A 12,391-nucleotide genomic window follows, 5' to 3' on the forward strand; every position below is an offset into this window, starting at 1 on the left:
TCCGAATAATCGATCACGCGCCGGCTCCGCCTCCTGGCGGAACCGGCAGCTTGCAGAAGTCTACTTGATGAAGCTCGCGTCGTAGAGGTCCTCGACCTTCGGCGCGGCCTTGATGATGCCGATCTCGAGCAGGAGCTCGGCGGCGTCCTTGTTGAAGGTCAGGAAATCGCCCGCGAAGAACTTCTGGTTCGCGGCCTTGTCCTGCCAGCGCAGATATTTCGCCGAGTTGCCGAACTGCTCGCCGGTCTGCTTCACGTCCGCGCCCATGATCTCATAGGCCTTGGCCTGGTCCTTGGCGATCAAGTCGAGCGCCTCGAAATAGCTGTTGGCGAGCGCCTGCGCCGCCTTCGGATTCTCGCTCAGGAATTTCGGCGTGCAGCCAAACGTGTCCATCACGATCGGATAATCCAACGTGGTGGCGATGATCTTGCCCTTGTCGGGCGCGGCGCGCACGGTCGACAGATACGGCTCGTAGGTCATGGCGGCGTCGTTCTGGCCGGAGACGAAGGCCTGCGCGGCCGCGGCGGGCTCGAGATTCACCACGGTCACGTCCTTCGTGGTGAGGCCGTTCTTCTTGAGCATCCAGGCCAGCGCAAAATACGGCGAGGTGCCCGGCGCGGAGGCCGCAACCGTCTTGCCCTTCAGATCCTTGATCGCGGCGATGTCGTTGCGCACGGCCATGCCGTCGGCGCCATAGCTCTTGTCGAGCTGGAAGATCTGCTTGGTGGCGACGCCGTTGGCGTTCCAGGAGATCCAGGTCTCGACCGTGGTTGCCGCGCACTGGATGTCGCCGGAAGCAATCGCAAGATGGCGGTCCTTCTGCGGGATCTTCTTGATCGTGACGTCGAGGCCGTTCTTCTTGAAGATGCCGGCTTCCTTCGCCAGCGTCAGCGGCGCGAAGCCGGTCCACCCGGAGATGCCGACGCCGACCTTGACGTCGTCAGCGAGCACCGGAGTGGAGGCCGCGAGGGCAATGATTGTCGCGAATACCTTTGAACTACGCATGATTGTCGTCCTCTTGCCGATCGATGGATTGACGTCCTGTTGATCTGTTCGTGTCGGTCCATGCGGACCTTTGCCCGAAGCGTTGCACGAATTGTGCCGACATTGGTCTCTCAGCCTCCCTTGAATCGGGCGACAAGGCGGTGGGAGTCACCGGGATAGAGCAGCCGCACGGCGGTGATCGTGCGCGTACTGCGCCAGGTGTAGCGGTCGATCACGAGGCAGGGCGCGCCGACGGCGATGTCGAGCGCTTGCGCCGCGCGATCGTCCGCAACGATGGCGCTGATCGTATGCTCGGCCTCCGTCCATGGGACATGGTGAAGCAGCCACGAGCCGGGCGGTTCGCGCGAGAAGTCCGCGGTCGCGGCATCCGGCACGGACGAGAGGTCGATCAGCCTGTCCTCGGCGGCAAACGGCACGTTGTCGGCGCTATGGCGGCAGGCGATCGCGACCACCTTGCCGGCCTTCTTCACGCCAAGACGGTCGCGGTCGGCGGCGGTCGCTATGCGCAGCTTGCGATGGATCAGCTCGTAGCCGTAAGCGCGGCCGAGTGCGGTGATCTCGGCGCGGATGTCGGCGATCTTGAGCACCGCGGACTGATGCTGCGGCCGGCGGACGAACGATCCGGCGCGGCGCCGCCGCTCGATCAAGTCGGCCTGCGCGAGTTCCGACAGCGCCTTGTTCACGGTCATGCGCGAGCAGCCGTAGCGCGCCACTAGTTCGTGCTCGAACGGAATGCGATGACCCGGCGGCCACTCGCCGGTCAGGATGCGGTTCTCGATGTCGGCGCGGATCCGCTTGTAGAGCGTCGGCTGGTCGGCGCCATCAGTAGCGAGGCTCATGCGAGGAGCCTCCGTACCGATGCGTTGAAGCGCTCGCGCGCCGCCTGGCGCAGCCGGTGCCGTCCGCCCTCGACGACCTTGTCGCCGCCGGCCCAGACGCAATCGATCGCGCCGCTGCCTGCCGCAAAGATCCAGCCGTCGATCGCCGCATCGCCCTGACGTCCCGCGAGCGACGGATGCGCGGCATCGAGCGTGACGATGTCGGCGCGCGCCCCCGGCGTGAGGCCGGCAGTCGGCTGCGCAAGTGCCCGCGAGCCGCCGGCGAGGGCTTGATCGAACAGCGTGCGTCCGGTCGAGGCGCCAGCGCCGCCGGAGAGCACATTGCGCTGGCGATGCTTCAGCCGCTGGCCATATTCGAGCTGGCGCAGCTCGTCGGCGGCACCGACCAGCACATTCGAATCGGTGCCGACGCCGAACCGGCCGCCGGCGTCGAGGAATTCGCGGGCTGGAAAAATGCCGTCGCCGAGGCTCGCTTCGGTGATAGGGCAGAGGCCGGCAACCGCGCCTGTCCTAGCGAGCGCGGTGACCTCCTCGTTCGTCGTGTGGGTTGCGTGGATGAGGCACCAGCGTTGATCGACCGGTGCGTGCTCCAGCAGCCATTGCACAGGGCGCCGGCTCGACCAGGCCAGGCAATCCTCGACTTCCTTCACCTGCTCTGCGGCATGAATGTGCACAGGGCCGCCGTCGGCGAGCGGAATGATCGCCGCGAACTCGTCCGGTGCCACCGCGCGCAAGCTGTGCGGCGCGATCCCGACATTGGCTCCTGGCAAGTTTGCGATCGCTTTGCGCGAGGCAGCCATCAGCGCCGCAAACCGATCGACGGAGCAGATGAAGCGGCGTTGGCCGGCATGTGGTGCCGCGCCCCCAAAAGAGCCATGTGCATAGAAGCTCGGCAGCAGCGTCAGCGCAATACCCGACGCTTCGGCAGCCTGCGCAATGCGCGCGGCCATTTCGGCGAGGTCGGCGTAGGGCGAGCCGTCGCGATCGTGATGCAAATAGTGGAATTCGCCGACGCGGGTAAAACCCTGCTCCAGCATTTCGACATAAAGCAGCGTTGCGACGGCCGCGACATCGTCCGGCGTCATCGCCAGCGCAAAGCGGTACATCGTCTCGCGCCAGGTCCAGAACGTGTCAGTCGAGTCGCCGCGCTGTTCCGCAAGTCCCGCCATGCCGCGCTGGAAGGCGTGGCTGTGCAGGCTTGCCAGCCCCGGAAGCGCGATTTCGTGGCGCTCGTCGCCGGCGGCCGGCGCCACGCCCGGTGTCACCGCCGCGATCGCGCCGGCGGTGATCACCACCTGCACGTCATTGGCCCAGCCCGAGGGCAGGAGCGCGGAGGCGAAATGCAGTCGGGTCATGATTACACGCCGGCTGGACAGAACCGCCTTACGATTATATGTCTAGACATATAAGTCAAGCATCCCAGGGCGCAGGGACATCCGCGAAGGGACAGTCGCATGGCAGAGCGCTTCGACCGGATCTGGCACAATGCCCGCCTCGCCACGATGCGGGCCGATCGCCCCGATCTCGGCGAGATCGAGCACGGCCTGATTGCCGCGCGCGGCGGCCACATCGTCTATGCGGGTGCGGCGGCGGACTTTCCGGCTGACGCAGATGCCATCAAGCGGATCGATTGCGCGGGGCGCTGGATCACGCCGGGCCTCGTCGACTGCCACACTCATCTGGTCTATGGCGGCAACCGTGCGCACGAGTTCGAGCTGCGCCTGAAGGGGGCAAGCTATGAGGAGATCGCGCGCGCCGGCGGCGGCATCGTCTCGACGGTGGCCGCGACGCGCAAGGCAAGCGAGGCCGAGCTCGTCGCAAGCGCGCTGCCGCGGCTCGACGCGCTGATCGGCGAGGGCGCCACCACGGTCGAGATCAAGTCCGGCTACGGCCTCGATGTCGACACCGAGATGCGGCAGCTGGCGGCCGCGCGCAGCCTCGGCCGCCAGCGGCCGGTTGCGATCCGCACGTCCTTCCTCGGCGCCCACGCGTTGCCGCCCGAGGCCGATGGTGACAAGGATCGCTATATCGATCTCGTGTGCAAGGAGATGCTGCCCGCGGTTGCCAAGACCGGCCTTGCCGATGCCGTCGACGCCTTCATGGAGGGCATCGCGTTTTCCGCCGGGCAGACCGCGCGGGTGTTCGAGACGGCGAGGGGACTCGGGCTGCCGGTCAAGCTTCATGCCGACCAATTGTCGAACCTCGGCGGTGCCGCGCTCGCTGCAAAATTCTCCGCACTGTCGGCCGATCATCTCGAGCATACCGATGAAGCAGGTGCGGCCGCGATGGCGAAGGCGGGAACGGTGGCTGTGCTGTTGCCGGGCGCCTTCTATTTCATCCGCGAGACGCAGAAGCCGCCGGTCGAGTCGTTCCGCAAGCACGGCGTCCACATGGCGCTGGCGACGGACTGCAATCCCGGCAGCTCGCCGCTGACCTCGCTGCTGCTGGCGATGAACATGGGCGCGACTCTGTTCCGGATGACAGTGGCCGAATGCCTCGCTGGGGTCACCCGCGAAGGCGCGCGGGCGCTTGGTGTGCTCGATGAAATCGGCACGTTAGAGGCCGGCAAATGGTGCGATCTCGCGATCTGGGACATCGAGCGGCCCGCCGAACTCGTTTACCGCATCGGCTTCAATCCGCTGCACCGCCGGGTTTGGAGGGGACAATGACGGAGCAGGGTGCGGCGATCGTCGTCAAACCGGGAACGGTCAGCCTCGACGATCTCGCGCGCGTGCTGAAGGGCGCTTCCGTCGTGCTCGATCCGTCGTTCTGGCCGCGTGTCGAAGCAGCCGCGGCGATCGTCGCCAAGGCGGCGCAAGCAGATGCCCCCGTCTACGGCATCAATACCGGCTTCGGAAAGCTCGCCTCGAAGCGCATCCCGCCTGACCAGACCGCGCTGCTCCAGCGCAACCTCATCGTCTCGCATTGCTGCGGTGTCGGTCCGGCGACGCCGGAGCCGATCGTGCGGCTGATGATGGCGCTGAAGATCATCTCGCTCGGGCGCGGCGCATCTGGCGTACGCCGCGAAGTGATCGAGCAGTTGCAGGGAATGCTGGCGCGGCGCGTCTGTCCGCTGGTTCCGCAGCAGGGCTCGGTCGGCGCCTCCGGTGACCTCGCGCCGCTCGCGCACATGACCGCCGTCATGATCGGCGAGGGACAGGCGATTGTCGACGGCAAGACCGTGTCCGGCGGCGAGGCACTCGCTGCCGCCGGGCTTGCGCCGCTGACCCTCGGGCCCAAGGAGGGGCTCGCGCTGATCAACGGTACGCAGTTTTCGACCGCCTATGCCATTTCCGGCGTGCTGCGTGGGTTTCATCTGGCCCGTGCCGCGCTCGTCACCGGCGCGCTGTCGGTCGATGCGGCGATGGCCTCCACAGCGCCGTTCCGCCCTGAAATCCAGGCGCTGCGCGGCCATGCCGGGCAGATCGCCGCGGCTGCGACGCTGACCGCGCTGCTCGACGGCAGCGACATCCGCCTGTCGCATCTCGAAGGCGACGAACGCGTGCAGGATCCCTATTGCCTGCGCTGCCAGCCGCAGGTCGCAGGGGCCGCACTCGATCTGATCACGCAGGCTGCGCGAGCCCTGATCGTCGAGGCCAACGCCGTCACCGACAACCCGCTCGTCCTGGTCGAGACCGGCGAGATCGTCTCCGGCGGCAATTTCCACGCCGAGCCCGTGGCGTTTGCGGCCGATACGATCGCGCTCGCGCTGTCGGAGATCGGCGCGATCAGCGAGCGGCGCATCGCGACGCTGGTCGATCCCGCGCTGAATTTTGGCCTGCCGCCGTTCCTCACGCCCGATCCCGGCATCAATTCCGGCTTCATGATCGCCGAGGTGACGGCGGCCGCGCTCTATGCCGAGAACAAGCAGCGTGCGGCTGCCTGCTCGATCGATTCGACGCCGACCAGCGCCAACCAGGAAGACCACGTGTCGATGGCCGCGCATGCGGCGAGGCGCCTCGCCGATATGGCGGACAATCTCGCCGCCATCCTCGGCATCGAGCTTCTGGTCGCCGCGCAAGGCATTACGCTGCGCGCGCCGCATGCGACCAGCGCGCCGCTCGTCGCCGTCATCGCCGCGCTCCGCGAACAGGTGCCCGCGCTCGGTGCCGACCGCTACATGGCCGGCGATCTCGCCAAGGCAGCCGCGCTCGTCGAGGCCGATGCGCTGCCGGCGGCTGCGATCGGCGTGCTCCCATCTGATCCATTTCCGAGACTTGCCTGAAGAGGTGTTCCGCATGAACCGCCGACTGGACAACGACCGCACCATCCGCGCGCCCCGCGGCCGCGACATCAGCGCCAAGAGCTGGCTGACGGAGGCTCCCTTGCGCATGCTGATGAACAATCTCGATCCTGATGTCGCGGAGCGCCCGAGCGAGCTCGTCGTCTATGGCGGGATCGGCCGTGCCGCGCGCGACTGGGAGAGCTTTGACCGGATCACGGCGGCGTTGCGCAAGCTCGAGGACGACGAGACGCTGCTGATCCAGTCCGGCAAGCCGGTCGGCGTCTTCCGCACCCACGCCGATGCTCCTCGCGTGCTGATCGCGAACTCCAACATCGTGCCGCATTGGGCGACGCTCGACCATTTCAACGAGCTCGATCGCAAGGGCTTGATGATGTACGGCCAGATGACGGCCGGCTCCTGGATCTATATCGGCAGCCAGGGCATCGTGCAGGGCACTTACGAGACTTTCGTCGAGGTCGGCCGTCGCCATTATGGCGGCAGCCTTGCCGGCAAATGGATTCTCACCGCCGGCCTTGGCGGCATGGGTGGCGCGCAGCCGCTGGCCGCGACCATGGCCGGAGCCTCGATGCTCGCAGTTGAATGCCAGCCGAGCCGCATCGAGATGCGGTTGCGCACCGGCTATCTCGATCGGCAGGCCGCGACGCTCGACGAGGCGCTCGCGATCATGGAAGAGTCCGCAAAGACGAAGAAGGCAATCTCGGTCGGCCTGCTCGGCAATGCCGCGGAGATTTTTCCGGAACTGGTGCGTCGCGGCGTCAAGCCGGACATCGTCACCGACCAGACCAGCGCCCATGACCCGATCAACGGCTATCTCCCCAAAGGCTGGACGCTCGCCGACTGGGAAGCGAAACGCGCGTCCGATCCGAAGGCCGTCGAGCGCGCGTCGAAGACCTCGATAGTCGAGCATGTCCAGGCCATGCTGGACTTCCACGCGCAGGGGATTCCGACGCTCGACTACGGCAACAACATCCGCCAGATGGCGCAGGACATGGGCCTGAAGAACGCCTTCGATTTCCCCGGCTTCGTCCCTGCCTATATCCGCCCTCTGTTCTGCCGCGGCGTCGGGCCGTTCCGCTGGGCTGCGCTGTCGGGCGATCCCGAGGACATCTTCAAGACTGACGCCAAGGTCAAGGAGCTGATGCCTGATGACAAGCATCTGCACAATTGGCTCGACATGGCCAGGGAACGCATCAAGTTCCAGGGGCTGCCGGCGCGCATCTGCTGGGTCGGCCTCGGCGATCGTCACCGGCTCGGCCTTGCCTTCAACGAGATGGTGGCGCGCGGTGAGCTCAAGGCGCCGGTCGTGATCGGCCGCGACCATCTCGACAGCGGCTCGGTGGCAAGCCCGAACCGCGAGACCGAAGCCATGAAGGACGGATCGGACGCGGTGTCCGACTGGCCGCTGCTCAACGCGCTGCTCAATTGCGCCAGCGGCGCGACCTGGGTGTCGCTGCATCATGGCGGCGGCGTCGGCATCGGCTATTCGCAGCATGCCGGCATGGTGATCGTCGCTGATGGCACGCCGGAAGCTGCAAAGCGCATCGCGCGCGTGCTCTGGAACGATCCGGCCACCGGCGTCATGCGCCATGCCGACGCGGGCTACGACATCGCGATCGACTGCGCTCGTGACAAGGGGCTCGATCTGCCGAGCCTTTCGAAGTAGCTAGCCGCTCATCAGCAGCTTTGGCATCGTCGTCTTCGCGCCGTCCATGAAGGTCTGGACGGCGTCGCGGACGATTGCGTCGAGATCGGGCGGGATCGGCGTTTCGTAGATGAATTTGCGGATGGCGAGATAGAAGATGCGGCCGTGCAGGCCCCAGAACAGCTCGGTCTCGCGCTCACTCAGTGGGCGGGACTTCGCATCGGGCAGCTTGAGATCGTGACGCAGCTCGGCGGCCGCGGGCTCGATGATCTCGCGGCGGACAATGTCGAGATAGCGGCCGGTGATGCCGAACGACTTCATGCCGGAGAAGACGAAGATCCGCACCCAATTGTACTCGAACACGCGTTCGACATAGTCGAGATAGAAGCGCGTCAGCCGCGCCTCCAGCGACAGCGAGCGGTCTTGGATCATCGGCCCCCAGTCGGGCGACCAGCGGCTGAGATAGACCTCCTGGTACACCCGCTCGATCAGCGCTTCCTTGCTCGGGAAGTGGCGATAGATTGCCGAATGGGTGATGCCCATGCGTTTTGCCAGTTCGCGGGTCTGTCCCTCGAAGCCATGCTCGGCAAAGAAGCGGATCGCTTCGTCCACGATTGCGCGCTCGCGGTCGGCCGCGCGCATGTTGCGGCGCTTTGGCGCGGTCTTGCTGCCAGTCTCGGGCCGTCGTCGGACCGGTCGCTTCGCTGGTTTCTGCGCTTTTCGGGCCATTTCGTCGCTGAATCGCACGTCTTGTTGCCTTCATAGCCCAAGGTGCATTTGTGACCAAATGGTCATTTCCTGTTGACCGTTCCCCGGAGGCATGTCAGGATTTTGAGACCAGATGGTTACAAATCTGGCATCCCGGCTGATGAGCCGACGGATATCGAGGAAACGGCGGTGAAGGCGAGGGCTTTCAGCTATTTTCGTGCTGCGACGATCGACCAGGCGCTGGACGCTCATGCGCGCGCTGGCGATGAGGCACGCTTCATCGCCGGGGGCCAGAGCCTCGTGCCGGCCTTGTCGCTGCGGCTGCAGGCGCCGCGGCTCCTGATCGACATCACCCATATTGACGAGCTGCGCGGCGTCAGGCGCGAAGGCGGCTATTTGCGCATCGGCGCGCTGACGCGCCATTGCGAGATGCTGAGCGAGCCGCTGATCGCCGAGTTCGCGCCGCTGCTGCATGCCGCGGCGCCGTTCGTCGCCCATCCCGCGATTCGCAACCGCGGCACCTTTGGCGGCAGCGTTGCGCTTGCCGACCCGGCTTCCGAATTTCCAGCGATGACGCTGGCGCTTGATGCCGAGATCGAGGTCGTGGGTCCTTCCGGCGCCCGGCGGGTGAAAGCCGACGATTTCTTCATCGACCTGTTCGAGACGGCCTTGCAGCCCGGCGAGCTGATCACCGCTGTCTACGTTCCCCTGTTCAAGGCCGACCAGCGCTTTGCGTTCGACGAACTGGCGCGGCGGCGCGGCGACTATGCATTGGTCGGCTGCGGCATGCTTGTGACCTTCTCCGGCGAACGCATCGAGGACATCCGCATCTCCTTTTTCTCTGTCGGCAATACGCCGACACGGGTGAAGGGAGCGGAGGCGACCCTGATCGGCTCGTCCCTCGATGCGGAGCGTATCGCTGTCGCCCAAGCCGCGCTCGAAGGCGATCTCGCGCCGCCTGACAGCGACGAGGTGCCGCCGGCGATGCGGCTGCATCTCGCCCGTGTGCTGCTGGGACGCCTGCTCGGACGTCTGGGTGAGGGCGCATGAGCGGCTTCGACGAAACCCTGCTGGGGGACGCCGAGGCGACCGTGCGGGTCCGCCTCGTCGTCAACGGCCGCAAGGTTGCCTGCGAGGTCGCGCCGCGCGAGACGCTGGTCGATTGCCTGCGCAATGCGCTCGAACTGACGGGGACGCATGCCGGCTGCGAGATGGGCGCCTGCGGGGTCTGCCTCGTGCAGCTCGATGGCCGCGCCGTACATTCCTGCCTGATGTTCGCCGTCCAGGCCGACGGCGCGACCATCAACACCATCGAGGGCCTCTCCGAGAGCGGCGTGATCGCCGATCTGCAGGCCGAATTCCATCGCCGTAACGCGCTGCAATGCGGCTTCTGTACGCCGGGCATGCTGGTCAACGCCCACGAGTTGCTGTCGCAGGTGGTGCGGCCGAGCCGCGAGCAGATTCGCGACGCGCTGTCGGGCAATTATTGCCGCTGCACCGGCTATGAAGCGATCGTCGACGCCATCGACGCCGTTGCCAAGGCGCGCAGCGACAACGGAGGCGCGACATGAGCGCGCCTCTGACCTCGCTCGACCGCCCGAACTCTTATATCGGCCGTTCAGTGCCACGCCCGAACGCCAAGCGGTTGCTTGCCGGCCGCGGCCGTTATGTTAGCGATCTCCGCCTGCCGCGCATGCTGTACGCTGCGTTCCTGCGCAGCCCGCATGCGCACGCCAAGATCGTCGCCGTCAACACCGAGCAGACCCGTGCGCTCGAAGGCGTGCATCTGGTCGCCACAGGTGAGGACCTCGCAAAAATCTGCACGCCCTGGATCGGCACGCTCGATCATTTCAAGGGTATGACCTCGGCGCCGCAATTGCCGTTACCGCTGGATCGCGTGGTCTGGGCCGGGCAGGCCGTGGTCGCCGTCGTCGCCGAGAGCCGGGCCATCGCGGAAGACGCGCTGGAACTGATCGAGATCGATTACGAGGATCTTCCCCTCGTTGTCGATATCGACAGTGCGCGGGAAGCGGGTGGGCCGGTGATCAATCCCGGCAGCGCCAACAACACCTGCTTTCGCGCTCAGCTCGACAACGGCACCGTCGACGAGGCCTTCGCGCATGCGGCCCACGTGGTGGAGGAGGAATTCTCCTTCGGCCGCCACACCGCCGTGACGCTGGAGCCGCGCGCGATCGTCGCGGACTATGATCCCGCTGCCAGCGCGCTCACGGTGCATCACGCCACGCAGACGCCCTACCAGTTCCAGGATCTCTATTCGCGCCATTACGGCATTCCCGAGGCCCGGGTTCGCGTCATCGCAACCGACATCGGCGGCTCCTTCGGGATGAAGCTGCACGTCTATCACGAGGACATGGCCGTGGTCGGCCTCTCGATCCTGCTCGGCCGTCCCGTCAAATATGTCGCCGACCGCATTGAATCCTTTGTCTCCGACATCCATGCCCGCGACCATCGCGTCCGGGCCCGCATGGCGGTCGATGCCAAGGGCGAAATCCTGGCGATGGACGTCCTTGACCTGACCGCGATCGGCGCGTTCTCGACCTATCCGCGCACCAGCGTGGTCGAAGGCAATCAGGTGATCCGCCTGATGGGCGCGCCCTATCGCTTCAGGAACTATCGCGCCACGCTGGAGGTGCTCTTCCAGAACAAGGTGCAGACCAGCCAGTATCGCGCTGTCGGCCATCCCATCGCTTGCGCCGTCACCGAGCGGCTGGTGGATATGGCCGCAGCCAAGGTCGGGCTCGATCCCTTTGCCATCCGCGCACAGAACGTGATCGCCGATGATGCCTATCCGCAGACCTCGCCGACCGGCTACCGCTTCGAGGCGCTGTCCCATCAGGCCTGCCTGAAGCGCCTGCATGAGATGATGGATTATGACGCGCTGCGTGCCGAGCAGGCGAATTTGCGTAAGCGCGGCATCTATCGGGGCATTGGCATCGCCACCTTTGTCGAGATCACCAACCCGAGCCCGGCCTTCTATGGCGTCGGAGGCGCGCGGATCTCCTCGCAGGACGGCGCCATTCTCAGCCTGACGCCGTCGGGCGAGGTGCGCTGCCTGATCTCGGTCACCGAGCAGGGGCAGGGCACCGAGGCTATCATCAGCCAGATCGTGGCCGACCAGCTCGGCCTCGCGCAGGAGCATGTCAAGGTCATCACCGGCGATACCGAGGTGACGCCGCATGGCGGCGCCACCTGGGCCTGCCGCGGCGCCGGCATCGGCGGCGAGACCGCGCTCCAGGCCACGCGTGCGCTCAAGCGCAATATTCTGGAGATCGCCGCGCTGATCCTCCAGGAGCAGCCATCTGCGCTCGACATCATCGATGGCGAGGTCGTCGATGCGGTGACGCGGAACCAGCGAATGCCGATCGCGGAGATCGCGCGCATCGCCTATTTCCGCTCCGACACGCTGCCGCCGGGCACGCAGGCGCAGCTCACGGTAAGCCATCACTTCGCCCCCCAGGGTTATCCCTTCGCCTTCACCAACGGCATTCAGGGCTGTTCGCTGGAGGTCGATGTCGAGACCGGCTTCATCAAGGTGCTGAAGCATTTCATCGTCGAGGATTGCGGCCGCGTCATCAATCCGATGTTGGTGGACGAGCAGCTCCGCGGCGGCGTCGTGCAGGGGCTGGGTGCCGCGCTGTTCGAAGAATGCCGCTACAGCGAAACCGGTCAGCTCATGAATGGCTCGCTCGCCGACTACCTCGTTCCGATGCCGATGGAGATGCCCGACATCGTCATCGGCCATGTCGAGACGCCGACCGCCGACACCGTGCTCGGCGCCAAGGGCGTCGGCGAGGCCGGCACGGCGGCGGCGTCAGCCTGCGTGCTCAACGCGGTCAACGACGCGCTCGCGCCGTTCGGCGCCACGATCAACTCGATTCCGATCACGCCGACAAAAGTCCTGAAAGCCCTGAAGCGTTTCTAGAAAAAAGA

General features: G+C 66.0%; 10 protein-coding genes. 6 read left to right on the forward strand and 4 right to left on the reverse strand.

Features of this window, described 5'->3' with window-relative positions; genetic code table 11:
- Positions 1-60: 60 nt before the first annotated feature.
- The 3 genes from EI171_RS16090 to EI171_RS16100 form a co-directional block, all read right to left on the reverse strand.
- Positions 61-1,005: an ABC transporter substrate-binding protein gene (locus tag EI171_RS16090; RefSeq protein ID WP_011088986.1), complete on the reverse strand. Its 945-nt coding sequence runs from the start codon at positions 1,003-1,005 to the stop codon at positions 61-63.
- Positions 1,006-1,115: 110 nt separating this feature from the next.
- Positions 1,116-1,844 (reverse strand): histidine utilization repressor, encoded by a 729-nt coding sequence (hutC, locus tag EI171_RS16095; RefSeq protein ID WP_011088985.1) that lies wholly within the window; start codon positions 1,842-1,844, stop codon positions 1,116-1,118.
- Positions 1,841-3,199, reverse strand: coding sequence for a formimidoylglutamate deiminase (locus tag EI171_RS16100; protein WP_161533923.1), 1,359 nt, complete (start codon positions 3,197-3,199; stop codon positions 1,841-1,843). Before EI171_RS16100 ends, hutC begins: the two co-directional genes overlap by 4 nt.
- Positions 3,200-3,298: 99 nt before the next feature.
- On the opposite strand from EI171_RS16100, the gene hutI reads away from it, so the two are divergent.
- Genes hutI through hutU form a run of 3 tightly spaced genes read left to right on the forward strand, consistent with a single transcriptional unit; the run spans position 3,299 to position 7,753 of the window.
- On the forward strand, positions 3,299-4,513 hold the full coding sequence (hutI, locus tag EI171_RS16105) for an imidazolonepropionase (RefSeq protein WP_161533925.1): 1,215 nt from the start codon (positions 3,299-3,301) through the stop codon (positions 4,511-4,513).
- On the forward strand, positions 4,510-6,069 hold the full coding sequence (hutH, locus tag EI171_RS16110; RefSeq protein WP_161533927.1) for a histidine ammonia-lyase: 1,560 nt from the start codon (positions 4,510-4,512) through the stop codon (positions 6,067-6,069). The genes hutI and hutH overlap by 4 nt, the downstream gene beginning before the upstream one ends.
- 13 nt (positions 6,070-6,082) lie before the next feature.
- A complete protein-coding gene (hutU, locus tag EI171_RS16115) occupies positions 6,083-7,753 on the forward strand; it encodes a urocanate hydratase (RefSeq protein WP_161533929.1) in 1,671 nt (556 codons plus the stop codon).
- On the opposite strand, the gene EI171_RS16120 is transcribed toward hutU, so the two are convergent.
- Positions 7,754-8,374, reverse strand: a complete 621-nt coding sequence (locus EI171_RS16120; protein ID WP_161533931.1) for a TetR/AcrR family transcriptional regulator — start codon at positions 8,372-8,374, stop codon at positions 7,754-7,756.
- Positions 8,375-8,629: 255 nt separating this feature from the next.
- Between EI171_RS16120 and EI171_RS16125 the strand changes: the two genes are divergently transcribed.
- From EI171_RS16125 to EI171_RS16135, 3 genes are read left to right on the forward strand one after another with little or no spacing between them, the layout of a single operon-like run.
- Positions 8,630-9,490, forward strand: a complete 861-nt coding sequence (locus EI171_RS16125) for a xanthine dehydrogenase family protein subunit M (RefSeq protein WP_060908421.1) — start codon at positions 8,630-8,632, stop codon at positions 9,488-9,490.
- On the forward strand, positions 9,487-10,011 hold the full coding sequence (locus tag EI171_RS16130; RefSeq protein WP_161533934.1) for a (2Fe-2S)-binding protein: 525 nt from the start codon (positions 9,487-9,489) through the stop codon (positions 10,009-10,011). Before EI171_RS16125 ends, EI171_RS16130 begins: the two co-directional genes overlap by 4 nt.
- Positions 10,008-12,383, forward strand: a complete 2,376-nt coding sequence (locus EI171_RS16135; protein WP_161533936.1) for a xanthine dehydrogenase family protein molybdopterin-binding subunit — start codon at positions 10,008-10,010, stop codon at positions 12,381-12,383. Before EI171_RS16130 ends, EI171_RS16135 begins: the two co-directional genes overlap by 4 nt.
- The last annotated feature ends 8 nt before the right edge of the window (positions 12,384-12,391 follow it).

The organism is Bradyrhizobium sp. LCT2 (assembly GCF_009931255.1).
Taxonomy (GTDB): Bacteria; Pseudomonadota; Alphaproteobacteria; order Rhizobiales; family Xanthobacteraceae; genus Bradyrhizobium; species Bradyrhizobium diazoefficiens.

Excerpts from the sequence above, each read along its gene's own strand:
- hutH (WP_161533927.1), top strand. The coding sequence starts at position 4,510 with ATGACGGAGCAGGGTGCGGCGATCGTCGTCAAACCGGGAACGGTCAGC.
- EI171_RS16090 (WP_011088986.1), bottom strand. The coding sequence starts at position 1,005 with ATGCGTAGTTCAAAGGTATTCGCGACAATCATTGCCCTCGCGGCCTCC.
- EI171_RS16135 (WP_161533936.1), top strand. The coding sequence starts at position 10,008 with ATGAGCGCGCCTCTGACCTCGCTCGACCGCCCGAACTCTTATATCGGC.
- hutI (WP_161533925.1), top strand. The coding sequence starts at position 3,299 with ATGGCAGAGCGCTTCGACCGGATCTGGCACAATGCCCGCCTCGCCACG.
- EI171_RS16130 (WP_161533934.1), top strand. The coding sequence starts at position 9,487 with ATGAGCGGCTTCGACGAAACCCTGCTGGGGGACGCCGAGGCGACCGTG.
- EI171_RS16120 (WP_161533931.1), bottom strand. The coding sequence starts at position 8,374 with ATGCGCGCGGCCGACCGCGAGCGCGCAATCGTGGACGAAGCGATCCGC.
- hutC (WP_011088985.1), bottom strand. The coding sequence starts at position 1,844 with ATGAGCCTCGCTACTGATGGCGCCGACCAGCCGACGCTCTACAAGCGG.
- hutU (WP_161533929.1), top strand. The coding sequence starts at position 6,083 with ATGAACCGCCGACTGGACAACGACCGCACCATCCGCGCGCCCCGCGGC.
- EI171_RS16100 (WP_161533923.1), bottom strand. The coding sequence starts at position 3,199 with ATGACCCGACTGCATTTCGCCTCCGCGCTCCTGCCCTCGGGCTGGGCC.